Origin of the sequence: Kocuria sp. SM24M-10 (assembly GCF_001027955.1) — a bacterium.
Taxonomy (GTDB): Bacteria; Actinomycetota; Actinomycetes; order Actinomycetales; family Micrococcaceae; genus Kocuria; species Kocuria oceani.
Map to the genome: position 1 here is coordinate 1 of NZ_LDNX01000134.1, position 24,100 is coordinate 24,100.

The 24,100-nt window shown below is 72.3% G+C and carries 19 protein-coding genes and 2 tRNA genes; 11 read left to right on the forward strand and 10 right to left on the reverse strand.

Going from position 1 to position 24,100, the window contains the following annotated elements:
* A partial coding sequence (locus ABL57_RS16160; protein WP_047804511.1) for an alcohol dehydrogenase catalytic domain-containing protein occupies positions 1 to 485 on the reverse strand: 485 nt, incomplete at its 3' end.
* A gap of 201 nt (positions 486 to 686) precedes the next feature.
* The gene (locus tag ABL57_RS16165) at positions 687 to 1,823 is read right to left on the reverse strand and encodes a YihY/virulence factor BrkB family protein (protein WP_047804512.1); all 1,137 of its coding nucleotides are present in this window, start codon (positions 1,821 to 1,823) and stop codon (positions 687 to 689) included.
* A gap of 173 nt (positions 1,824 to 1,996) precedes the next feature.
* On the opposite strand from ABL57_RS16165, the gene ABL57_RS16170 reads away from it, so the two are divergent.
* On the forward strand, positions 1,997 to 2,827 hold the full coding sequence (locus tag ABL57_RS16170) for a transglutaminase family protein (protein ID WP_053005055.1): 831 nt from the start codon (positions 1,997 to 1,999) through the stop codon (positions 2,825 to 2,827).
* A 13-nt stretch (positions 2,828 to 2,840) separates the two neighbouring features.
* Here ABL57_RS16170 and ABL57_RS16175 read toward each other — a convergent pair whose 3' ends face one another.
* The 6 genes from ABL57_RS16175 to bcp form a co-directional block, all read right to left on the reverse strand.
* Entirely contained in the window at positions 2,841 to 3,221 is a 381-nt protein-coding gene (locus ABL57_RS16175) for a MarR family winged helix-turn-helix transcriptional regulator (protein WP_238986095.1), read from the reverse strand.
* Between the two features lie 295 nt (positions 3,222 to 3,516).
* On the reverse strand, positions 3,517 to 6,678 hold the full coding sequence (locus ABL57_RS16180) for an efflux RND transporter permease subunit (RefSeq protein WP_047804514.1): 3,162 nt from the start codon (positions 6,676 to 6,678) through the stop codon (positions 3,517 to 3,519).
* Positions 6,679 to 6,860: 182 nt separating this feature from the next.
* Entirely contained in the window at positions 6,861 to 8,345 is a 1,485-nt protein-coding gene (locus ABL57_RS16185) for a malate:quinone oxidoreductase (protein ID WP_082157503.1), read from the reverse strand.
* Between the two features lie 116 nt (positions 8,346 to 8,461).
* Positions 8,462 to 10,060, reverse strand: a complete 1,599-nt coding sequence (locus ABL57_RS16190) for an ABC transporter substrate-binding protein (RefSeq protein WP_047804516.1) — start codon at positions 10,058 to 10,060, stop codon at positions 8,462 to 8,464.
* A 111-nt stretch (positions 10,061 to 10,171) separates the two neighbouring features.
* Positions 10,172 to 10,255 (reverse strand) — tRNA-Leu (locus ABL57_RS16195).
* A gap of 35 nt (positions 10,256 to 10,290) precedes the next feature.
* The gene (gene bcp, locus ABL57_RS16200; protein WP_047804517.1) at positions 10,291 to 10,764 is read right to left on the reverse strand and encodes a thioredoxin-dependent thiol peroxidase; all 474 of its coding nucleotides are present in this window, start codon (positions 10,762 to 10,764) and stop codon (positions 10,291 to 10,293) included.
* 208 nt (positions 10,765 to 10,972) lie between these two features.
* Between bcp and ABL57_RS16205 the strand changes: the two genes are divergently transcribed.
* Complete coding sequence (locus ABL57_RS16205) at positions 10,973 to 11,524, forward strand: MarR family winged helix-turn-helix transcriptional regulator (protein ID WP_075871533.1); 552 nt, start codon at positions 10,973 to 10,975, stop codon at positions 11,522 to 11,524.
* 257 nt (positions 11,525 to 11,781) lie between these two features.
* Here ABL57_RS16205 and ABL57_RS16210 read toward each other — a convergent pair.
* A tRNA-Lys gene (locus tag ABL57_RS16210) sits at positions 11,782 to 11,857 on the reverse strand.
* Positions 11,858 to 12,429: 572 nt separating this feature from the next.
* Between ABL57_RS16210 and ABL57_RS16215 the strand changes: the two genes are divergently transcribed.
* The 4 genes from ABL57_RS16215 to ABL57_RS16230 all read left to right on the forward strand — a co-directional run bounded on the left by ABL57_RS16215 (position 12,430) and on the right by ABL57_RS16230 (position 16,975).
* Entirely contained in the window at positions 12,430 to 14,322 is a 1,893-nt protein-coding gene (locus tag ABL57_RS16215; protein ID WP_047804518.1) for an acetolactate synthase large subunit, read from the forward strand.
* Between the two features lie 2 nt (positions 14,323 to 14,324).
* Entirely contained in the window at positions 14,325 to 14,834 is a 510-nt protein-coding gene (gene ilvN, locus ABL57_RS16220; RefSeq protein ID WP_047804519.1) for an acetolactate synthase small subunit, read from the forward strand.
* Positions 14,835 to 14,934: 100 nt separating this feature from the next.
* Entirely contained in the window at positions 14,935 to 15,960 is a 1,026-nt protein-coding gene (gene ilvC / locus ABL57_RS16225; protein ID WP_047804520.1) for a ketol-acid reductoisomerase, read from the forward strand.
* A gap of 160 nt (positions 15,961 to 16,120) precedes the next feature.
* Positions 16,121 to 16,975 (forward strand): CPBP family intramembrane glutamic endopeptidase, encoded by an 855-nt coding sequence (locus ABL57_RS16230; RefSeq protein WP_082157504.1) that lies wholly within the window; start codon positions 16,121 to 16,123, stop codon positions 16,973 to 16,975.
* Here ABL57_RS16230 and ABL57_RS16235 read toward each other — a convergent pair.
* Entirely contained in the window at positions 16,929 to 17,597 is a 669-nt protein-coding gene (locus ABL57_RS16235; protein WP_047804521.1) for an AIM24 family protein, read from the reverse strand. The two genes, ABL57_RS16230 and ABL57_RS16235, sit on opposite strands and share 47 nt — an antisense overlap.
* A 95-nt stretch (positions 17,598 to 17,692) precedes the next feature.
* Between ABL57_RS16235 and metG the strand changes: the two genes are divergently transcribed.
* From metG to gltX, 5 genes are all read left to right on the forward strand, one after another.
* Positions 17,693 to 19,255: a methionine--tRNA ligase gene (gene metG, locus ABL57_RS16240; RefSeq protein ID WP_047804522.1), complete on the forward strand. Its 1,563-nt coding sequence runs from the start codon at positions 17,693 to 17,695 to the stop codon at positions 19,253 to 19,255.
* A gap of 78 nt (positions 19,256 to 19,333) precedes the next feature.
* A complete protein-coding gene (locus ABL57_RS16245; RefSeq protein ID WP_047804523.1) occupies positions 19,334 to 20,410 on the forward strand; it encodes a 3-isopropylmalate dehydrogenase in 1,077 nt (358 codons plus the stop codon).
* Positions 20,411 to 20,508: 98 nt separating this feature from the next.
* The gene (locus ABL57_RS16250; RefSeq protein ID WP_047804524.1) at positions 20,509 to 21,618 is read left to right on the forward strand and encodes a branched-chain amino acid aminotransferase; all 1,110 of its coding nucleotides are present in this window, start codon (positions 20,509 to 20,511) and stop codon (positions 21,616 to 21,618) included.
* A 73-nt stretch (positions 21,619 to 21,691) separates the two neighbouring features.
* Positions 21,692 to 22,465, forward strand: a complete 774-nt coding sequence (locus ABL57_RS16255) for a fumarylacetoacetate hydrolase family protein (RefSeq protein WP_047804525.1) — start codon at positions 21,692 to 21,694, stop codon at positions 22,463 to 22,465.
* A gap of 60 nt (positions 22,466 to 22,525) precedes the next feature.
* Complete coding sequence (gene gltX / locus ABL57_RS16260) at positions 22,526 to 24,037, forward strand: glutamate--tRNA ligase (RefSeq protein ID WP_047804526.1); 1,512 nt, start codon at positions 22,526 to 22,528, stop codon at positions 24,035 to 24,037.
* Positions 24,038 to 24,100: the final 63 nt, after the last annotated feature.

The following is a 24,100-nucleotide window of genomic DNA, read 5'->3' on the forward strand; positions in this document are numbered from 1 at the left end:
AGCAGCCCCACCGCGGCGTACTGGTGGTCCTGGAGCTCGCCCTCGATCTTGGTGCACTGCCCGGCGGCCACCAGGGTCTTCTCCGCGAAGGAGCCGATGCCCAGGGCCGGGGTCAGCTCGGTGCCGTCCTCCAGGGTCATCTTCTGGGTGGCGTTGTGGGTGGCGAAGCAGTACCAGGGCTCGCCCCGCCGGCAGGCCCGGCACTGCCCGCACACCGCCCGCCAGTTCAGGATCACGTGGTCGCCCACGGCGACCTCCGTCACCCCCTCACCGACCGCCGAGACGATGCCCGAGGACTCGTGGCCCAGCAGGTAGGGGAAGTCCTCGCCCACCGCCCCGACCTTGTAATGCAGGTCGGTCTGGCACACCCCGCAGGTGAGCACGTCCACCAGGGCCTCGCCCGGTCCCGGGTCCGGGACCAGGATGGTCTCCAGGGTGGCCGGCTCGTTCTTCGCCTTGACGACGACTCCTCTGACCTCGTGCATGGGGAATGGTCCTTTCTGCGGACGACGTGGCGGTTCCGGTCCGGAACCCTGCTCCCCAGTCTAGGGAAGGGCGCACCGGGCGCACCGGGGGCGCGGGGCGGTCCCGGGAACGCCGCAGCGGCGACCCCGTGGCGCTGGGCCACGGTGCCGCCGCTGCGGTGCCCGCCGAGCTCTCGGAGCTGCGCGGTGCGGTGCTCGGGATCAGGAGGCCGAGCTGCTGCCCTGCCGGGAGGTCCCGGAGTCCGCGGAGTTCCCGGAGGAGTCGTCGGAGGAGTAGTCGAGGTGCTCGTGCTCCAGGCGCAGCTTGCGGCCGCGGTCGATGAGCTTCTCCTCCTTCTTCTCCTGCTTGTCGATCTGGCGGGTGTCCCGCGGCGGGAGCTGGATGGTCTCCTCGGCCTTGATCCCGCCCTGGAGCTCGCGGCCGCGCTCCACCTCGGCGTCGATCTCCGCGCCCAGCAGCAGCACGTTGTTGATGATCCACAGACCGAGCAGGAGGATGATGACGGAGCCGATGATCCCGTAGGTGGCGTTGTAGGACGCGAAGTTGACCACGTACCAGGTGAAGGCGGCCGCGGCCAGGGCCGCCACGATCAGGGCGACGATCGAGCCCATGCTGATCCAGCGGAACTTCGGCTGCTCCACGTTGGGGGTGAAGTAGTAGAGGATCGCGATGAGCACGATCGCCAGGGCGACGACGACCGGCCACTTGGCGATGTTCCAGACGGTCACCGCGGTCGTGCCGAGGCCGATGAGGTCGCCCACCCACTGGGCGATGCCACCGGAGATCAGGAGCATCAGCATGATCAGCACCACGACGAGCACCAGGACCAGGGTCACGAGGATGTTCATCGGCCGCAGCTTCCAGATCGGCCGGCCCTCCTCGACCTCGTAGATCCGGTTCATGGCCCGGCCGAACGCCCCGGTGTAGCCGGAGGCGGTCCACAGGGCGCCGAGCAGACCGGTGAACAGGGCGAGCCCGGCGCCGGTGCTGGTGGTGAGGTTGTTGATGGGTCCCTCGAGCAGCGTGACGAGCTCCGGCGGCGCGTAGTCGCTGAGGAAGTTCGTGATGGCCTGGGTGGTGGCCTGTCCCTGCCCGAACACGCCGAGCAGGGAGACGATGGCCAGCAGCGCGGGGAAGAGGGAGAGCACCGCGAAGTACGTCAGCGACGCGGCGAGGTCGGTGCAGTCGTCCTTGGAGAACTCGGAGAGCGAGCGCTTGAAGATGTAGCCCCACGCGGGCTTGCTGAGCTCGGTGGGGCTGTCCGGCTTGCGGTCGTCCTCGGGGTCCGGGGCAGTCCGCTCCTTGGACCGGCTGTCCTGGGTCGTGTCCTGTGCCATCGTGCACGTCCTTCGGTCGTGGCCGCCGGATCCGGTGCGTGGGCTCCGGCCGGCGGCGGGGGCGTGTGGGGGAGGTCTCCTGCATCAGTGTACTGATGATCGATCGGGTGGGCGACAATGGTGCTGGCGGGCCGCGGGCCCGGCCGACATCCCATCTGATCAGGAGGCCCCTCGTGCCCACCACCCGGCGCACCGTCTCCGCGGAGGTCGACTTCGCGTCCGAGACCGACCACCTGGCGGTGTTCTCGCTCGCCGCCGCCCGTCTGGGCGGCGGTCCGCACCCCGGGGAGCGGCTGCGCCTGCGGGTGGACGGCGAGCCGCTGCCGCTGGAGCCGGCCGAGGACCTGCACGGCACCCGGCTGCACCTGGCCCGCGTGCCGGGCGGGACGCAGTGCACCGTCTCCTACGAGCTGGTCCTGGACGGCGCGGGGGGCCCGCCGCCGGCGGCGGCGTCCGTGGACGTGGTCCGCTACACGCGCCCGAGCCGCTTCTGCCCCTCCGACGAGATGACCGGCACCGCCGACGCCCTGTTCCCGGGAGCCCGCGGCGGTGGCTACGCGACCCTGCAGCGGGTGCGGGACTGGGTGCACGAGAACCTGGACTACGTGGCGGGCTCGTCGACGGCCACGGACACCGCCGTGCACACGTACCTGACCCGCCAGGGCGTCTGCCGCGACTACGCCCACCTGCTCATCACCCTGCTGCGGTCCCTGGGCGTGCCGGCGCGGCTGGTGTCCGTCTACGCCCCCGGGCTGTCCCCCATGGACTTCCACGCCGTGGTCGAGGCGTGGCACGACGGCGGATGGTACATCCTCGACGCCACGGGACTGGCCCCCCGCTCGGAGTTCGTGCGGATCGCCACCGGCGCCGACGCCTCGGAGACGGCGTTCCTGACCACCCTGCAGGGGCGGATCACGCTGGGGGAGATGCGGATCGCGGCGGAGTCCACCGCGGTCACGTCCGAGGATCCCGGGGCGCGGGTCGTCCTTCCGCTGCCCGGCTGAGCTGACGGGCCGGTCAGAGGGAGTTGACGGCCTCCCGCAGGCGGTCCGCCAGCCGGGTGAGGATGCGCAGCTCCTCCGGGTCGAGCCCGGCGGACATCAGCTCGTGCACGTGCACCCGGAACTGCTCGGCGATCTGCGCCTGCATGGCCCGGCCCGCATCGGTCAGCCGGATCCGCAGGCCCCGCAGGTCCTGGGGGTCCTGCCAGCGGTGCACCAGCCCCTTGAGCTCCAGGCGTTCGAGCATCCGGCTGAGGCTGGACTGGGTGAGCAGCACGTACTCGTTGAGCTCGTTGAGCCGCATCCCCGACTCGTCGGAGCGCGACAGGTTGAACAGGACGTCGTACTCGCGGGCCGAGAGCTCCGCGAACTCGGGTTGGCGCTGGAGGCGCCGCATGACCGTCACCTGGGCCCTGAAAAGGGCCTCCCAGGCGTCGGCGCTGTTCTGCACACGGTCTGTTTCTCTGCGGGGCACACGTTAATGCTACGACCGGGTTACATGGCCGGACCGGGCGCGAGTGTCCCCCTTTCGGGGGTCCCCCCACCGGGGCCGGGTGGGGCCCATCCGGGCAGTACCCCGACACCCCGTTCTGACCAGGCCGGATGAGGCCGGGGCCTCCCCGGCCGACCGCGCAGGCTCTGTGTGGACACCAGCATTCCCTAACGCAAATGTCCACGAAAGAGCGCAGGTGTCACGCGTCGGCCAGCGCCGCGATCCGCTCCTCCCGGCGGAGGTGGCGCTCCTCCCTGCGGGCCTCCACGAGCCGGTAGAGCACCGGGACCAGCACCAGGGTCAGCAGGGTCGAGGAGATGAGCCCGCCGATGACCACCACGGCCAGGGGCTGGGAGATGAAGCTGCCCTGCCCCGTGACCCCGAGCGCCATGGGCGTCATCGCCAGGATGGTGGCCAGTGCGGTCATCACGATGGGCCGCAGGCGGCGGGTCGCGCCGCGCTCGATGGCGTCCTCCAGCGCCATGCCGTGCTCCCGCCCCCGGTACTGGTTGATGAGGTCGATCAGCACGACCGCGTTGGTCACCACGATCCCCACCAGCATGAGCACGCCCACGAGGGAGGCCAGGCCCAGGGGCACCGCGGAGACGAGCAGCGCGAGCACCGCGCCCGTGGCCGCGAACGGGATCGAGACCAGCAGGATCAGCGGCTGGACCAGGGACTTGAACGTCGCCACCAGGACCACGTAGACGATGGCGATGGCCGCGAGCACCGCGAGGCCCAGCTGGCGGAAGGTCGTCTGCTGCTCCGTCGCGGCACCGCCGAGCTCGGCGGCCGCGCCCTGCGGGAGGTCGAGTCCGGCGAGGGCCTCCTGGACCGCGGCGCTCGTGGCGCCGAGGTCGTCGCCCGCCGGGGTGACGGCCACGGTCGCGGTGCGCTGGTCGCGGCTCGAGGTGATGGTCTCGACGGTGAGCGTCTCCTCGACCTCGGCCAGGTCGTCCAGGCGCGCCACTCCGCCGGCCGTGGGCACCGGCAGGGCGCGCAGGGCCTCGACGTCCTCCACGGCGCGGCCCTCGCCGATGGTCACGGCCACGGAGTCGGCGTCCAGGTCGATGGACCCGGCCGGGACCGGGTTGACCGTTCCGGCCAGCGCCCCGGTGACCTGCTCCTCGGTCAGCCCGCGCTCGGCCGCGGCGGCCCGGTCGACGGTCACGACCACGGTGGGCTGGGTCGCGGCCAGGTTGCTCGTCACCTGCCCGGCGGAGTCGAGCCCGCGCATGGCCTCCACGACGGCGCCGTCCGCCGTGACCAGCGTGTCCTGGTCCGGGGCGCTGACGGTGATCTCCACGTCGCTGCTGGTGAACCCCTGGGCCCCCTGCACGGAGAAGTCGCCGGCGCCGTCCAGGGCGTCCAGCTGCTCGCCCACGCTCCGGCGCAGCTGCTGCTGGTCGACCTCGGCGTCCGTCGTCACGGAGAAGGTGGCGCTGTTGCTGCCGCTGCCGGGCATGAACGCGGAGAAGCCGCCGCCGGTGCCCATGGTGACCTGGACGTCCTCGACGCCCTCGGTCGAGGCGAGCACCTCCTCGGCGCGGGACGCCTGCTCGGAGGTCACGGCCAGGGCGGTCCCGGCCGGGAGGTCCTGCTCGATCGTCATCGTGTTCTGTCCCGTGTCCCCCAGCAGGTTCGTGGGCAGCACCGGCAGCAGGGCGGCCGTGCCCGCGAGGACCAGCACGCTCACCCCTACCGTCGCCCACGGGTGCCGCTGGGTGCCGCGCAGCACCGGGAGGTAGCCGCGGGCCAGACGGGTGGGCGCCTCGGCGCCGGTGGAGGACCAGGGCGCCGTCCGGGCGGAGGCCGTGCGGGAGCGGCGCCGGGCCAGGCGCGGATCGCGCAGGAACCAGTACGCCAGGACCGGCACGATCGTCAGGGACACCACCAGGGAGGACAGCAGGGCGATGGTCGTGGTGAGCGCGAACGGCCGAAACAGCTCACCCGTCACGTCGCCCACGAAGGCGATCGGCACGAACACCGCCACGGTGATCAGCGTCGAGGCGGTGATCGCCCCGGAGACCTCGCGCACCGCGGTGAGGATGGCCCGGCGCTTCGCGTTGGCGGGGTCCGTGCGCAGGTCCACCGTCCCGTAGTGGCGCTTGATGTTCTCGATCACCACGATGGAGTCGTCCACCACACGTCCCACGGACAGCGTGATCGCGGCGAGTGTCAGGAGGTTGAGCGAGTAGCCCAGGGCGCTGATGCCGATGAACGTGGCCAGCAGGGACAGCGGGATGGAGATCGCCGTGACCAGGGTCGAGCGCAGGGACGCCAGGAACACCAGGATGACGAGGACGGCGAAGGCCAGGCCCAGGAGGCCCTCCACGGTGAGGTCCTCGATGGACTGCTCGATGTAGGGCGCCTGGTCGAAGACGGTCGTGATCCGGGCGCCGTTGCCCAGGTCCTCCTCGAGCCGGGGGACCATCTCCTCGACGGCCCGGGAGATCCCCACGGTGTCCCCGTCCGGGGTCTTCGTGACGGACACGGCGAGGGTCGGCTCACCGTTGGTGCGCGTGATCGAGGTCTGCTCCTGGTCGGCGAGCTGCACGGTGGCCACCTCGCCGATGGTGGTCGTCCCGGCGGCAGCGGGGGTGTCCTCGGGGGTGTCCTCGGAGCGGGGGAGGGGGACGTTGCGCACGGCCTCGAGGGAGTCCAGCGGGGAGCCTGCCTGGACGGGGACGCTCGTGGCACCGTCCTCGACCGTGCCCACCGGCACGAGCCCGCCGCTCTCCTCCAGCGCGGTGCGGAGGTCGGCGGGAGTGGCCCCGGCGCGGGCGAGCTGCGCCTGGTCCGGCAGGATCGACACGACCTGCTCCGGGGCGCCGCTGACCTCGGCCGAGCGCACGCCGTCGATCTTCTGCAGGTCCGGGACCGTGAGCCGCTCCAGGTCCGCGGCCAGCGGGCTGAGCGCCTCGTCGGAGGACACGGCGAGGAAGACGATGGGGAAGTCCGCGACGGACCCGGCGAAGGCGGTGGGCTCGACGTCCTCCGGCAGCTGCGTCTCGACGTTGGACACGGCCCGCTCCACCTGGTTGCGGGCCCGGTCCAGGTCGGTGCCGTACTCGAAGCCGAGCTGGATCTCGGACAGCCCGCTGCGCGAGGTGGACGTGGAGCTCTCCAGGCCCTCCACGATGTTCAGGGCGCGCTCCAGCGGCCGGCCCACCTGCTCGTCGACCACCTCGGCCGAGGACCCCGGCATCACCGAGACCACGCTGATCACGGGGATCTCCAGGGAGGGGATGAGCTCCTGCTTCATGGAGCGCATGCTGAGCACGCCGAAGACGGCCACGAAGACCGTGATGAGCACGATCAGGGCGCGGTTGGCCATTGAGGCGCGGGCGAGGAGAAACACGCGTGCTCCTAGGGGAGGGACGGTCGAGGGCGCCCCGGAGAGGCCGGGAGCGGGCGCTCCTCAGCGTACCGCCGGAATCCGACAGGGGGCCGGGACCGTCCGTGCCGGCACCGGGCGGGGGCGGGCACGCCGCGAGCCCCGGACCGGCGGGTCCGGGGCTCGCGTGCCGGGCCGGCGCGGGGTCAGCCGATGCCGAGCACCTGGGCGGTGCGGCCCATGACCTCGTCCGCGAGCTGCGGGTGGTCGTTGAGGGTGACGCCGTAGGAGGGGATGAGCTCCTTCAGGCGGCCCTCCCACCCGGAGATCCGCCCCGGGAAGGACTTGGCCAGCAGGTTGAGCATGATGGGCACGGCCGTGGAGGCACCCGGGGACGCCCCCAGCAGGCCGGCGATGGAGCCGTCGGCGGCGGTGATGAGCTCGGTGCCGAACTGCAGCACGCCGCCCTTCTCCTTGTCCCGCTTCATCACCTGCACCCGCTGGCCGGCCTCGACGAGCTCCCACTGGGAGCCGTCGGCGGTCGGGTAGAACTGCTGGAGGGCCTCGACGCGCTGCCCCTTGGTCTTGGCCAGCTCGCTCAGCAGGTACTTCACGAGGTCCAGGTTCGCCAGGCCGGCGCGGGTCATGGGGTAGAGGTTGTGCGGGCGCACGGACAGCGGCAGGTCGAGGAACGAGCCCTGCTTGAGGAAGTTGGGCTTGAAGCCGCCGTAGGGGCCGAAGAGCAGGGCGCGCCGGCCGTGCTCGTACCGGGTGTCCAGGTGCGGCACGGACATGGGGGGAGCCCCCACGGAGGCCTGGCCGTAGACCTTGGCGTTGTGCTGGGAGGCCACGTTCTCGTCGGTGTTGCGCAGCCACAGGCCCGAGACCGGGAACCCGCCGTAGCCCTTGGCCTCGCGGATGCCGGACTTCTGCAGCAGCGGCAGGGCGCCGCCGCCGGCGCCCACGAAGACGAACTTGGCCCGGATCAGGCGGTGGCCCTCGGCGTTGAGCCGGTTCTTGACCTCGGCCACCCACGTGCCGTCGCTCTGCCGGTCGAGGTCCACGACCTGCTGGCCGTAGCGGACCTCGCCGCCCCGGGCCTGCAGGTGGGCGACCTGCTGCCGCGTCAGCTCGCCGAAGTCGACGTCGGTGCCCTCCGGGGACCAGGAGGCGGCCACCCGCCCGGCGCCCCGGCCGTGCATGGTCAGGGGCGCCCAGTCGGCGATCCTGTCCCGGTCCTCGGTGTACTCCATGCGCTCGAAGAGCTTGTTCGGCTTCAGCGCCTCGTAGCGGCGCCGCAGGTAGTCGCTGTGGGCGTCGCCGAAGACCAGGGACATGTGCGGCACGGGGTTGATGAAGGTGCGCGGGTCCTGCAGCTTGCCCTCGGACACGAGGGAGGCCCAGAACTGGCGGGAGAGCTGGAACTGCTCGTTGATGCTCAGCGACTTGGCCGGGTTCACCGAGCCGTCGGCGGCCTGCGGGGCGTAGTTGAGCTCGCACAGCGCGGAGTGGCCCGTGCCGGCGTTGTTCCAGACGTTGGAGCTCTCCGCGCCCACCTGGTCCAGGCGCTCCAGCAGCGTGATGTCCCACTGCGGCTCGAGCTCCTTGAGGAACACGCCGAGGGTGGCGCTCATGACGCCGCCCCCGATCAGGAGGACGTCGGTCGATTCCGTTGCCTGAGGTGATGTCACAGTCGATGCTCCCGTAGAACGCCCGGCGCTGACGCTGCGCCGGTGAGTGGTCGGGACTCAGACTAACGCCACGCCCGGACGATTCCCGAATGGCACCGGGCGCCCGGCGGCCGGGCTCAGCGCGCGGGGTCGAGGCGGACCCGGTTGAACTCCTCGTAGCCGGTGGAGGTCAGCGGGAAGGAGGTGACGGAGTCGTCGACGGCCACGGCCGAGATCGGGTGGGCCAGCGGGACGGCCGGCAGCAGACGGGAGAGGCGGTCGTTGATCGACGCGTAGGCGCGGGTGCGCTCCTCGCCGTCGGGCAGGGCCGCCGCGCGGTCGACCGCCCGGAACAGCGAGGCGTTGTCGATCCCGAACTCGCCGCCGGGCCCGCCGAAGAGCGCCCCCATGAAGTAGTCCGGATCCCGGTAGCCGCCGTTCCAGCCCAGCAGGTGCAGGGCGTGGTCGCCGTCCGGGTCCTGGACCTGCTGGACGTACCCGTCCGTCCAGTCCACCGGCACGGGCTCGATCACGAAGCCCGCCCGGACCAGCTGGGCCGCGATGTCGGCGTAGACCTTCTCGGGCTCCTGCATGTACGTGCGGGAGGTGTGGCGCGGGTAGTAGAAGCGCAGCGGCTCCCCGTCGTAGGAGGACTGTGCGAGCAGCTCCCGCGCCCGCTGCGGGTTGTAGGAGGGCACCTGCAGGTCCGTCCCGTCCATCGCGAAGCGGGCCGGGAGGAACTGGTCGGCGACCCGGGTGCCGTCGGGATAGTGCTCGCGCACGATGGCGCCCCGGTCCACCGCGGCGGCGATCGCCTCCCGCACGTCCGGGTCGTCGAGCGGGGGCACGTTCTGGTTGATGCCGAGGTAGGAGACCGAGTACGGGTCCCGCTGGAAGACCTGGACGCCCTCCCGGGCCAGCGGGGCGAAGGAGTCCAGGCCCACCTGGTCGTAGCCGTCCACCTGGCCCAGGCGCAGCGCGACGTAGCGCAGCTCGGGCTCGGCGACGGTGCGGAACTCGAGGGTGCCGATGTCCCCGAGCTCCCCCCAGTAGCCGGGATCGGCCCGGAGCACCACGCGGGTGCCGTCCCCGGACTCGTAGCGGAACGGGCCGGTTCCCACGGGGTGGGTCCCCTGCGTGCCGGCCGCCAGGGCCTCCGGGGAGGCGATGCCGAAGGCCGGCTGCGTCAGCGCCCGCAGCACGGGCGTGCGGGCGGAGGTCAGGGACAGCTCCAGGGATGAGGGCGACTCCACGGTGCAGCCCTCGTACAGGGTCCCGCCGTCGGCGGCGCGGAAGACCGTGGCGAAGGAGGTCCGCTGCCCGGCAGCGGCCAGGGACTCCCAGCGCTCGAAGTTCGCGCAGACCGCGTCCGCGTCCAGGACGGTGCCGTCGTGGAAGCGCACCCCGTCGCGCAGCTCGAAGGTGTAGGTCAGCCCGTCCGCCGAGCGCTGCCAGGACGTGGCGAGCGCCGGCACGGGCTCGCCCGTCGACGGGTCCGCCCGCACCAGGCCCTCCAGCATCTGGGCCGCGATCCGTGAGGTCTCCACGGTGCTGACCACCGCCGGGTCCAGGGTGGGCGCCGCCGCCGCGTTGGCGAAGACGAACGTGGCCTGCGGCACCGAGCGGGAGGCCGTGGGAGCGGGCGAGCCGTCGCCGGGCGCGCACGCGCTCACGGCGAGCAGCCCCGCGCAGAGCGCGAGGGCGGCCGCGGTGCGGGGAACTCGCCTGGGCGCCATGGGTCCTTCGTGGCCGGCCGGACCGGCCGGCGGGGTGGTCGTCGTCGTGGAGGCCGCCGTGCTGATCGCCGTCGGCCGGGTCGTGCTCAGGCCCCGTGCGGGGCCGTGGGGTGCGCGAGGCGGGACTCGAACCCGCACGCCGGTCAGGGCACAGGAACCTAAATCCTGCGTGTCTGCCAGTTCCACCACTCGCGCCGAGGGGCCCGTCCGGGCCCCCGCTCATCCTAGCCTCAGGCGTCGAGCCCGAGGTCCCGGCGCAGCTTCGCCACGTGTCCCGTCGCACGGACGTTGTACTGCGCGAGCTCCACGTCCCCCTCCGGGCCGACCACCACGGTCGAGCGCACGAGGCCCTCGTAGGTCTTGCCGTAGTTCTTCTTCTCGCCCCAGGCCCCGTACGCCTCGGCGACCCGGTGGTCGGCGTCGGAGAGCAGGGGGAAGGTCAGGGCCTCGGCGTCGGCGAACCGGGCCAGCGCCTCCGGGCCGTCGGGGGAGATGCCGACGACGGCGAAGCCGTCCGCGGCGAAGCGCTCCAGGCTGTCGCGGAAGTCGCACGCCTGCGTGGTGCAGCCGGGCGTGGAGGCCTTGGGGTAGAAGTAGACGACCACGCGGCGCCCGCGGTGGTCGGCGAGCGAGACGGGCCGGCCCTGCGCGTCGGGCAGGGTGAAGTCGGGGGCCTTCCGGCCGGGTTCGAGACGTGCCGCCATGAACGGTTCCTCCATGCTGTCGTGCTGTGCTGTGCTGTGCTGTGCGGGCGGTGCCCGGACCACGAAGACTACCGGCGGTTCCCGGGGGGCCGCTGGACGGGTCAGCGGGCGGCACCTCGGGACCCCGGTGTCCACGCGCGGCGAAATGCTCATAAGTTTGCTTAGCATGATGCTGTAATCGGCGTTCCGGGTCGGTAGACTGCTTTTCATGCCTTTCACCACTCAATGGCCCACCAACAGACTGCTCTCCACGGCGGCGCGTCTCGTGGAGCACGCCTGGAACGAGCGCCTGGCCACGCTCGGCGTCACCCATGCGGGCGTCATGGCCCTCGACGTGCTGCAGACCGCGGGGAGCATGACGCAGGCCCAGCTGGCGCACCGCGTCCGGGTGCAGGCGCAGACCATGGGCAAGACGCTGCACCGGCTCGAGCTGCACGGGCACGTCACCCGCTCGAAGAACGTGCGGGACCGCCGCAGCCACCTCGTGTCGATCACCCCGGAGGGGCAGCGCATCCTCGAGGCCGCCACGCAGCTCGAGGACGACCTGGTGGGGGACGGCCTGCTCACCGACGAGAGCCTGCGCCGCACCCTGGCCGACATCATCACCACCCTCGGCGGCGCCCGCTGGAAGCTGCGGGTGGAGCCCGACGGAACCGTCACCGACGCCGGTTCCGCCGGGGCGTCCCCGGCCGCTCAGGAGATCGAGGTGGACGACGCAGTGGAGCGCGAGACCGTGGCCCAGGGCGACACCACTCCCTGAGCCGGTCCGCGCCGCCCGCGGCCCCGGCCGGGAGGCGGCGCGACGCGGCCTCCGCACCGCCGCGCGCGGGACCACGAGGGCAGGGCCCCGCCGAGGACGCCCGGGGCACAGCCGTGACCCCGGGCACTGTCGTGCCCGGGCCGGCGCGGGGAGGCCGACGACGACGGGAGGCGCCCCGGGCCGGAGTGGTGCGCTGCAATCGGTCCCGGAAACGACGAGAGGCCCTGCCGCGTGCTGACGCGGCAGGGCCTCTGCTGTGGTGCGCCCCCTCGGACTCGAACCGAGAACCCATTGATTAAGAGTCAATTGCTCTGCCAATTGAGCTAGGGGCGCGGGTGCTGCGGCAGAAACAGTAGCACGACCCGGCCCGGGGGCCGAATCGGGCCGGCCGGCTTGCGCCGTGCTGTGCCTCGCAACGAGAAAGTACTCTACCACCTCACGGCGGCTTGTCCATTTCGCCCGGACCGCCTCGGGGCCGCCCCGGATCCGCCGCACCGCGCGTGCGGTCGGCGCCCGGTCCGGCCGGACGTGCCGTGCGGACCCCGGGCCGGTTCGCCGCACGGAGCCGGCCGCTGCCGCGGCGGCAGGAGGGCGGCCCCGCAGGGGCTGTCGCGGGCGCGCGGCGACGGCCCCGGCGTGCGCTGTCTCACATGGTGGGACGGGCCGTCCGAAGATTGACACGCCCGGGCGGGCGGCAGAGCATGGAGCCATGCAACTCAGCCACGGTGTCGTCCAGCTCACGGTACGCGTCCTCGTCGGACGCGGGGCCTGAGCCGACGACCGGTCGAGCGCACGGGCCCTGTCGCACCACCCGGTGCAGCGAGGGCCCTTTTTCTTGCCCGGCGCCATCGGGGACGCGACCGCAGGGGCCGGAACAGAACCACCGACACCAGAAGGACAGTGACATGAGCAAGGGACAGCCGATCAGCCCGGCGCTGATGGCCACCAAGCGGGTGGACACCGCCGCCGACCACCGGCCTCCGGGCGCCCGCGAGCACGTCGTCCCGGCAGCCCCGGCCGTCCACGGGCCCGGCAACACCGTGCCGCCCATGCAGATGACCGGCTCCCAGGCCGTCATCCGGTCCCTGGAGGAGCTCGGGGTGACCGACGTGTTCGGCCTGCCCGGCGGCGCCATCCTGCCGACCTACGACCCGCTGATGGACACCGACAGGATCAACCACATCCTGGTCCGGCACGAGCAGGGCGCCGGCCACGCCGCCGAGGGCTACGCCCTGGCCTCCGGGCGGGTGGGCGTGTGCATCGCGACCTCCGGCCCCGGGGCCACGAACCTCGTCACTGCGATCGCGGACGCGCACATGGACTCCATCCCCATGGTCGCCATCACCGGGCAGGTGTCCTCGAAGGTCATCGGCTCCGACGCCTTCCAGGAGGCGGACATCGTGGGAATGACGATGCCGATCACCAAGCACTCCTACCTGGTGACGCAGGCCGAGGAGATCCCGCGGGTGCTCGCCGAGGCCTTCCACCTCGCCTCGACCGGCCGGCCCGGTCCCGTGCTCGTGGACATCGCCAAGGACGCCCAGCAGGACACCATGACGTTCTCCTGGCCGCCGCGGATGGACCTGCCCGGCTACCGCCCCGTCACCCGCGGGCACGCCAAGCAGGTGCGGGAGGCCGCCAAGCTCGTCGCGGCCGCCCAGCGCCCGGTGCTCTACGTGGGCGGCGGGACGATGCGCGCCGACGCGGCGGCCGAGCTCGCCGAGCTGGCGGAGCTCACCGGCGCCCCGGTGGTGACCACGCTGACCGCGCGCGGAGTGTTCCCGGACTCCCACGAGCAGAACCTCGGCATGCCCGGGATGCACGGCACCGTCCCGGCCGTGTACGCGATGCAGCAGGCCGACCTGCTGGTGACGCTGGGCGCGCGCTTCGACGACCGGGTCACCGGCCACCTGGAGACCTTCGCCCCCACCGCCCGGATCATCCACGCCGACATCGACCCGGCCGAGATCTCCAAGAACCGCACCGCCGACGTCCCGATCGTGGGCGACGTCAAGGAGATCATCCCGGACCTGGTCGCCGCCGTGCGCCAGGAGTTCGAGCGCGGCGGCGCGCCGGACCTCTCCGCGTGGTGGACCACGCTCAGCGGCCTGCAGGCCACCTATCCGCTCGGCTACCCGAAGCCCGCCGACGGGCTGGGCTCCCCGCAGCACGTCATCGAGCGGATCTCCGCCCTGACCGGCCCCGAGGCCGTCTACGCGTCGGGCGTGGGCCAGCACCAGATGTGGAGCTCCCACTTCGTGCGCTACGAGCGGCCCCGCCAGTGGCTGAACTCCGCCGGCCTGGGCACCATGGGCTTCGCCGTGCCCGCCGCGATGGGCGCGAAGGTCTCCCAGCCGGACCGCGTGGTGTGGGCGATCGACGGCGACGGCTGCTTCCAGATGACCAACCAGGAGCTCGCCACCTGCACGATCAACAACATCCCGATCAAGGTGGCCGTGATCAACAACTCCTCGCTGGGCATGGTGCGCCAGTGGCAGACCCTGTTCTACGACGGCCGGTACTCCAACACCGACCTGAACACCGGCCACGACAGCATCATGGTGCCCGACTTCGTCAAGCTCGCCGAGGCCTACGGGTGCGCCGCGCTGCGCTGCACCCGGGACGAGGACGTGGACGACGTCATCCGCCAGGCCCTCGAGATCAACGACCGCCCCGTGGTGATCGACTTCGTGGTCTCCGCCGACGCGATGGTGTGGCCGATGGTGCCCGCCGGCGTGTCCAACGACCAGATCCAGATCGCCCGCAACATGACTCCCGACTGGGACGAGGAGGACTGACCATGAGCCGACACACCCTCTCCGTGCTGGTCGAGGACAAGCCCGGCGTGCTCACCCGCGTGGCCGGGCTGTTCGCCCGCCGCGCCTTCAACATCGACTCGCTCGCCGTGGGACCCACGGAGCTCGACGGCGTCTCCCGCATCACCGTGGTGGTGGACGCCGAGGGCGAGCTGCTCGAGCAGGTGACGAAGCAGCTGAACAAGCTGATCAACGTCATCAAGATCGTCGAGCTCACCACCGAGTCGTCGGTGCAGCGTGACCACATCATGGTCAAGGTGCGCGCCGACGCCGCGACCCGTCTGCAGGTCACCCAAGCCGCAGACCTGTTCCGGGCCACCGTTGTCGACGTCTCCACCGAGTCGCTCGTCATCGAGGCCACCGGCGCCCCGGACAAGCTCCGGGCGCTGCTCGACATCCTGGAGCCGTTCGGCGTCCGGGAGATCGTCCGGGCCGGTACGCTGGCCCTCGGACGTGGTCCCAAGTCGATGAGCGACCGCGCCCTGCGCCACTGACGCCCCCGGGCGGCGGTGCCCCGGGCGCCGGCCCACAGACACCCCAACCACCTCGCGGCGGGTTCCGCCGCGCCCATCCATGCTTCAAGGAGACACCCCCATGGCAGAGATCTTCTACGACGACGACGCCGACCTGTCGATCATCCAGGACCGCTCCGTCGCCGTCATCGGCTACGGCTCCCAGGGCCACGCCCACGCGCTGAACCTGCGCGACTCCGGCGTGGACGTCCGGATCGGCCTCGCCGAGGGCTCGAAGTCCCGCGCGAAGGCCGAGGCCGAGGGGCTGCGCGTCCTCACCGTCGCGGACGCCGTCGAGGAAGCCGACGTCATCATGATCCTCACCCCGGACCAGGTCCAGCGCCACGTCTACGCCGAGTCGATCGCCCCGAACCTGAAGGACGGCGACGCCCTGTTCTTCGCCCACGGCTTCAACATCCGCTACGGCTACATCGAGGCCCCCGAGGGCGTCGACGTCGTCATGGTGGCGCCGAAGGGGCCGGGCCACACCGTGCGCCGGGAGTTCGAGGCCGGCCGCGCCGTGCCCGCCCTCGTGGCCGTCGAGAAGGACGCCTCCGGCGCGGCCCTCGAGCTGGGCCTGTCCTACGCCAAGGCCATCGGCGGCACCCGCGCCGGCGTGATCAGGACCACCTTCACCGAGGAGACCGAGTCCGACCTCTTCGGCGAGCAGGCCGTGCTGTGCGGCGGCATGTCCCACCTCGTCCAGTACGGGTTCGAGACCCTCACCGAGGCCGGCTACCAGCCGGAGATCGCCTACTTCGAGGTCCTGCACGAGCTCAAGCTCATCGTGGACCTCATGGTCGAGGGCGGCATCGCCAAGCAGCGCTGGTCCATCTCCGACACCGCCGAGTACGGCGACTACGTCTCCGGCCCCCGCGTGATCAACCCCGCGGTCAAGGAGAACATGAAGGCCGTGCTCGCCGACATCCAGGACGGCACCTTCGCCAAGCGCTTCATCGAGGACCAGGACCAGGGCGGCCCCGAGTTCAAGAAGCTGCGCGAGAAGGAGGAGACCCACCCGATCGAGGTCACCGGCCGCGAGCTGCGCAAGCTCTTCGCCTGGACCTCGCCGGACGCCGACTACGTGGAGGGCACCGCGGCCCGCTGATCCGCACCCGCCCCGCCGCCCACGACGGCGGCGGGGGCACCGGCCGAGGGGCCGCGTCCGCACGTCATGCGCCGAGCATTCCGTGCGGACGCGGCCCCTCGCCGTGTCCGGAGCCGTACCCTGAGGGCGGAGGCAGCCGCCACGATCGGGGGTGGTCCGCATGGCGGACGTCGGGGCACGCGAGCGGTCGCCCGGCGGGGGCGTGCGGAGCTGGGTCGGGCGCCACCAGCTCGTGGTCTACTTCGCGCTGGCCTACGCCTGGTCCTGGACGTGCTGGGCACCCCTGCTGCTCGGGGCCGGCGGCACGGTCCTGCTCCTGCTCGGCGGCTTCGGCCCGTTGCTGGCGGCGGCCGCGGCCACCCGGCTGGCGGGGGAGCCGCTGCGGACCTGGGCCCGGGCGATCGTGCGGTGGCGGGTCCCCGTCCGCTGGTGGGCCCGGGCGCTGGGGCTGCCCGCGCTGCTGTACGCCGTCGTCAACCTGGTGCTCGTGGCGCTGGGCCGGGAGGTCGACTGGTCCCTGGCCCTCGCCCGGGCCCCCGCCTACCTGGCGGGCTTCGCCTTCGTGGCCGTCCTCGGGGGCGGCCTCGAGGAGCCGGGGTGGCGCGGGTTCGCGCTGCCGCGGCTGCAGGCCCGGCTGGGGCCGCTGCGCGCCACGGCGCTGCTGGGCCTGCTGTGGGGGGTGTGGCACGTGCCGCTCTACGGACCGCTGGGCTTCGCGGTGCCCTTCGTCCTGGCGTTCTTCTACACGCCGCTCTACAACCGCACCCGCAGCGTGCTGCTCTGCGTCCTGCTGCACGCGAGCTTCACCCCGGCCCAGGACCACCTCGTCCTGCTCGCCGCGGACCCGGTGCACACCGGGCTGCTGGACGTGGTGGACCTCGTGCTGTTCGGCACCTACGCCGGGGCCGCGCTGGTCGTCGTCGGCCTCACCCGGGGGCGGCTGGGCGACCCCGGCTCCCGGCGGCGGCTCAGCCCTGCCGCACCACCGGGACGCCCTCCGAGGGCTGGACGATGACGAAGCCGGGGCCCGAGAAGGCCAGCTGGAAGGACTCGCCCGAGCCGCCGCGGAGCAGGGAGCCCATCGACAGGTCGTTCTGGATCCCCGGGACCAGGTTGGCCGACCACGCCACGGCCGCCTGCGGGTCCACGTACGTGGGCTGGCTCGCGCAGTCCAGGATCATCGGCGCCCCGTCGGAGCACAGGGCGAGCACCCCGTGGCCGGAGAGCTCCAGGTTGAACAGCCCGCCCGCCATCATCCCGGCCCCGCCCACACGCCGGATGTCCCAGGACAGGGTGTCGTCGAAGGCCAGCAGGGAGGAGCTGCTGACCGTCATCCCCTCGCCCTCCAGCAGCACCGTGAACACGGTGCGCGCCTGCCGGGCGAAGAACACCTCGCCCTCGCCCGAGACGCGCATCATGGGCGCGTCCTCGCTGGTCAGCACCTTCTTCATCAGCTTGCCGATCGAGCCCGAGCCCTCGTGCCGGAAGCCCATCCGCCCCTGGTAGGCGACCATGGCGCCCTTCGTGGCGACGACGTCCGGGCCCAGGCCCACCCGGAGCATCCGGGAGGACTGCAGGGTCCAGCGCTCCTGGCTCTGGCGTTCGAAGTTGTCCTGGGCGAAGAGCTCGCTGCGCACGGTGGCCTCCTGAGGGATCGGTGCCGGCTGTCCCGCCCATCGTGGCACCCGCGGGCGGGCGCCGCAGCCCCGGCGCGGTCGGTAGAGTGGAAACCGTGACTTCCTCCGACCGCACCCCGTACTACATCACCACGGCCATCGCGTACCCCAACGGCACCCCGCACATCGGGCACGCCTACGAGGTGATCGCGACCGACGTCATGGCCCGGTTCAAGCGGCTGGACGGTTTCGACGTCCGCTTCCTGACCGGCACCGACGAGCACGGGCAGAAGATGCAGCAGACCGCGGAGAAGGAGGGGCTGACCGCCCGGGAGCTCGCCGACCGCAACGCGGAGCGCTTCCGGGCGATGGACGACGCCCTGAACATCTCCTACGACCGCTTCATCCGCACCACGGACCCCGACCACTACGCGGCCTCGGCGGCCATCTGGCGGCGCATGGAGGAGGCCGGGGACGTCTACCTCGGCAAGTACGCCGGCTGGTACTCGGTGCGCGACGAGGCGTTCTACGCCGAGGACGAGACCGAGCTGCGCGAGGACGGGCTGCGCTACTCGCTCGGCACCGGCACGGAGGTCACCTGGACGGAGGAGGAGTCCTACTTCTTCCGGCTCTCCGCCTACCAGGACCGGCTCCTGGCCCTCTACGAGCAGCAGGGCTTCGTGTTCCCGGAGACCCGCCGCAACGAGGTCGCCTCCTTCGTCCGCTCGGGCCTGGAGGACCTCTCGATCTCCCGCACCACCTTCGACTGGGGCGTGCCCGTGCCCGGCGACCCGGACCACGTGATGTACGTGTGGGTGGACGCACTGACCAACTACCTCACCGGGGTCGGCTTCCCGGACACCGACTCGGAGCTCTTCCGGCGCTACTGGCCGGCCGACGCGCACGTGATCGGCAAGGACATCGCCCGCTTCCACGCGGTGTACTGGCCGGCGTTCCTGATGTCGGCCGGGCTGCCCCTGCCCGAGCGGGTCTTCGCCCACGGGTTCCTGTTCAACCAGGGCGAGAAGATGTCCAAGTCCGTGGGCAACGTGATCGACCCGCACGCCCTGGTCGCCGAGTACGGGCTGGACCAGCTGCGCTTCTTCCTGCTGCGCGAGGTGCCCTTCGGCCAGGACGGCAGCTACTCGCACGACGCGATCCGCAACCGCATCAACTCCGACCTCGCCAACGACCTCGGCAACCTGGCCCAGCGCTCGCTGTCGATGGTCGCGAAGAACTGCGGGGGCCGGGTCCCGGCCCCGGGGGAGCTCACGGCCGAGGACCGGGCGATGCTCGACGCCGCGGCCGGCCTCTACGAGCCGGTGCGCGCGGAGTTCGACGAGCAGCAGTTCCACCGGGCCCTGGAGCTCGTCTGGCGGGTCGTCGCCGAGACCAACCGCTACTTCACCGCCCGGGAGCCGTGGAAGCTGCGCAAGACCGACCCGCAGCGGATGGCCACGGTGCTGTGGGTGACCCTCGAGGTCGTGCGCACGGTGGGGCTGCTCGTGCAGCCGGTGATGCCGGAGGCGGCCGGCCGGCTGCTCGACGTGCTCGGCCAGGCCGAGGGCGACGCCCGGCTCTTCACCGCCCTGGGCGCGCCGCTGGTCCCCGGCACCCCGCTGCCCGCCCCGGCGCCGGTGTTCCCCCGCTACGAGGAGCCGGCGGCCCTGCAGGCCTGAACCCTCGGGGCCGTCCGGCATGTGAGACGTCCGTCCGGAGCGTGGATGCTCGCGCCACGGCGCTCCTATCCTGAGGGCATGAGCGAGCCGACTCCCGCAGCAACCCCCGCCCACCTGAGCATCGCCGTCGTCCCCGGCGACGGCATCGGCCCGGAGGTGGTGGCCGAGGCGGAGAGGGTCCTCGACGCCGTGACCTCCGCCGCCGGCGTCCGCGTGGACAAGCGCCGGTTCGGTCTCGGCGCCCAGCACTGGCTGGAGACGGGGGAGACCCTCACCGAGCAGACGCTGGAGGAGCTGCGCGGCCACGACGCCATCCTCTTCGGCGCGGTGGGCGCCGCCCCCGGCGACCGCCGGGTGCCCTCCGGGGTCATCGAGCGGGACGTGCTGCTGCGGATGCGCTTCGCCCTGGACCACTACGTGAACCTGCGCCCCTCCCGGCTCTATCCAGGCACCACCAGCCCGCTCGCCCGGCCCGGGGACATCGACTTCGTGGTGGTCCGCGAGGGCACCGAGGGCCCCTACGCCGGCAACGGCGGGGTGCTGCGCCCCGGTACCGACGCCGAGATCGCCACCGAGGTCTCGCTCAACACCGCCCACGGCGTGCGCCGGCTGGTGCGCTACGCGTTCGAGCTGGCCGCCCGGCGCGAGCGCAAGAAGCTCACCCTGGTGCACAAGCACAACGTCCTGGTCAACGCGGGGCGGCTCTACTCCCGGCTGGTCGAGGAGATCGGCGCCGGGTTCCCGGAGGTCGCGGTCGACTACCTGCACGTGGACGCGGCGACCATCTTCCTCACCACCGACCCGGCGCGCTTCGACGTGATCGTCACCGACAACCTCTTCGGCGACATCCTCACCGACCTGGCCGGCGCGGTCACCGGCGGCATCGGCCTGGCCCCGGCGGGCAACATCAACGCGGACCGCACCGCGCCGTCGATGTTCGAGCCGGTGCACGGCTCCGCGCCGGACATCGCCGGGCGGCAGCTGGCGAACCCGGTCGCGGCGATCCTGGCGACCGCCATGATGCTCGAGCACCTCGGCCTCCCGGAGCAGGCCGCCCGGATCGAGGCCGCCGTGCAGCAGGACCTCGCCGCGCACGGGACAGAGACGCGCAGCACCGCCCAGGTGGGCGACGGCGTGCTCGCCGCGCTGGCCTGAGCCGCCCCGCCCGCGTGCTCCGGGGATAGGCTGGGGCACGAACCATCCGCCCGCCCCGCGTGCCGGTCGCCACGGGGTCGACCCCGCAGGGAGACGCAGTGACCACTCAGCCCACCACCTTCGCCCACCACCTGACCCAGGACCCGGTCCCGGAGGAGGTGCGCGCGGCCATCCTCGCCGACCCGGGCTTCGGCACGAACTTCTCGGACCACATGGTGAAGATCGACTGGTTCGGCGACGTCGTCGCGGGCACGGGGCGCTGGAGCGACCCGCGGATCGAGCCGTACGGGCCGCTGGTGCTCGACCCCGCCGCCGCGGTGCTCCACTACGGCCAGGAGATCTTCGAGGGGCTGAAGGCCTACCGGCACGCGGACGGCTCCGTGTGGACGTTCCGGCCCGAGGCCAACGCGGCCCGGCTCAACCGCTCGGCCCGCCGGCTGGCGCTGCCGGAGCTGCCCGAGGAGATGTTCCTGGACTCCCTGCGCGAGCTCGTCGCCGTGGACGAGCAGTGGGTGCCGGACGGGGAGGGCGAGTCCCTGTACCTGCGTCCGTTCATGATCGCCACCGAGGCGTTCCTGGGCGTGCGCCCGTCCCGGCAGGTGCTGTACTCGGTGATCGCCTCCCCGGCCGGCAACTACTTCGGCGGGCCCGTGAAGCCGGTCGACATCTGGCTCTCCCGCGACTACGCCCGCGCCGGGCGCGGCGGCACCGGGGCGGCCAAGTGCGGCGGCAACTACGCGGCCTCGCTGGTCGCCCAGATCGAGGGCGAGTCCCACGGCTGCCAGCAGGTGATGTTCCTGGACCGGGACCGCGGGGACGCCGTCGAGGAGCTGGGCGGGATGAACGTGTTCTTCGTCCTCGGGGAGGACACGCTGGTCACCCCCGAGCTCACCGGCACCATCCTGGAGGGCGTCACCCGCACCTCGATCATCCAGCTCGCGCGCGACCGCGGGATGACCGTCGAGGAGCGCCGCTTCACCCTCGAGGAGTGGCGGGAGGGCTGGCGGTCGGGCGAGGTCACCGAGGCCTTCGCCTGCGGGACCGCGGCCGTGATCACGCCCATCGGCCGGCTCCTCTCCGCGGAGGGGACCATCGGCGAGGAGGGCGCCCGGCCCGGGGCCGTCACCATGGACATCCGCAAGCAGCTGCTGGACATCCAGACCGGCCGCGCGGAGGATCCCCACGGCTGGCTCACCCGCCTGGTCTGAGTCCCCCGGCCCCCTCGGTGACCGGCCGAGGGGGCCGCGCGCCGCCCCGCGGGCCGTGGGATAGCCTGGGGCCATGCGAATTGCCAGGTTCACCGTCGACAACGAGATCCACTTCGGCGCGGTCCAGGGCGCGCCCGGCGCCGAGACGGTCACCGTCCTCGCGGGCGACCCGTTCTACACCGGGGTCCACCCCACGGAGCAGCGCCACGAGCTCGCCGACGTCCGCCTCCTGGCCCCGGTGATCCCGCGCTCCAAGATCGTGTGCGTCGGGCGCAACTACGCCGACCACGCCGCGGAGCTGGGCAACGAGCTGCCCACCTCGCCGATGCTGTTCTTCAAGCCCAACACCTCCGTGGCCGGCCCCGGCGACCCGGTGACCCTGCCCCCGTGGACCGAGGAGGTCTCCTACGAGGCGGAGCTCGCCGTGGTGATCGGGCGGATGTGCAAGGACGTGCCCGTGGAGCGCGTGCCCGAGGTGGTCTTCGGCTACACCGCCGCCAACGACCTCACCGGCCGCGACGTGCAGCGCACCGACAACCAGTGGGCCCGCGCCAAGGGCTTCGACGGCGCCTGCCCGCTGGGACCCTGGATCGAGACCGACCTCGACACCTCCGCACTGGCCGTGCGCAGCCGCGTCAACGGGGAGACCAAGCAGGACGGCAGCACCCGGGACATGGTCTTCGACGTCCCGTACCTCGTCTCCTACGTCTCCCAGGCGTTCACCCTGCTGCCCGGTGACGTGATCCTCACGGGCACGCCCGCCGGCGTCGGGATCGTCGACGAGGGCGACCGCGTCGAGGTCGAGGTCGAGGGCATCGGCGTCCTGCCCACCGTCCTGCGCCGCTGACGCCCGCGGCCGCACGCCCCGCCAACCCATCCACGCACCCACCGACGTCCCGAAAGAGCCATGACCGAAAAGCCCGCCACCCCGGCCACCGCCTCCACCTCCTCGCCCGTGCGGGTGCGCTTCTGCCCGTCCCCGACCGGCACCCCGCACGTGGGACTGATCCGCACCGCGCTGTTCAACTGGGCCCACGCCCGCCACACCGGCGGGACCATGGTGTTCCGCGTCGAGGACACCGACACCCAGCGGGACTCCGAGGAGAGCTACCAGCAGCTGCTCGAGGCGCTGGCCTGGCTCGGCATCGACTGGGACGAGGGTGTGGAGACCGGTGGTCCGCACGCTCCCTACCGGCAGTCCCAGCGCCTGGACATCTACCGCGACGTCGCCGCGAAGCTGCTGGCGCACGGGGCCGTCTACGAGGCCTACTCGACCCCGGAGGAGGTCGAGGCCCGCCACCGCGCCGCCGGCCGCGACCCCAAGCTGGGCTACGACAACTACGACCGGGACCTCACCGAGGAGCAGATCGCGGCCCACCGGGCCGAGGGCCGGGAGCCGGTGCTGCGGCTGCGGATGCCGGACGAGGACATCGTGGTCCACGACATGATCCGCGGCGAGATCGTCTTCCGGGCCGGGTCCATCCCGGACTACGTCGTGGTGCGCGCCAACGGCCAGCCGCTGTACACCCTCACCAACCCGGTGGACGACGCCCTGATGGAGATCACCCACGTGCTCCGCGGGGAGGACCTGCTCTCCTCGACGCCGCGCCAGATCGCCCTCTTCCGCGTGCTGGTGGAGATCGGCGTCGCGCAGTACGTGCCCGAGTACGGGCACCTGCCCTACGTCATGGGGGAGGGCAACAAGAAGCTCTCCAAGCGCGACCCCGAGTCCAGCCTGTTCCACCTCAGGGACAGCGGCTTCGTCCCCGAGGGCCTGCTCAACTACCTGGCCCTGCTCGGCTGGTCCCTGTCCGCGGACGAGGACGTGTTCACCGTGGAGCAGCTGGTGGCCCACTTCGACGTCCACGACGTCCTGGCCAACCCGGCCCGCTTCGACCTCAAGAAGGCCACGGCCATCAACGGCACGCACGTGCGCCTGCTCGAGCCCGCCGACTTCCGCGACCGCCTCGTCCCCTACCTGCAGGCGGCGGGGGTGCTGGGGGAGACCCTGACCGAACGAGAGGCCGCGGTCCTCGACCAGGCCGCCCCGCTGGTGCAGGAGCGGATGAACCTGCTGGGGGAGGCCCCCGAGCTGCTGTCGTTCCTGTTCGCCGCCGACGACGAGATCGAGCTCGCCGACGACGCCCGCAAGCAGCTCAAGGACTCCGCCGGCGACGTCCTCCGGGCCGCCCTCGAGGCCCTGGAGCCCCTCGAGGACTGGCGCGCCCCGGCGCTGGAGACCGCCCTGCGCGAGGCGATCGTCGACGGGCTGGGCATCAAGCCCCGCCTCGCGTTCGGTCCCGTCCGCACCGCCGTGTCCGGGCGGCGGATCTCGCCGCCGCTGTTCGAGTCCCTGGAGATCCTCGGCAAGGAGTCCTCCCTCGCCCGGATCCGCGCGCTCGCCGGACAGCTCGGCTGAGCCCCGCACCACGACGACGAGATCACCCGGATGCGCACCGGCCGCCCGCAGCACCGCAACCCG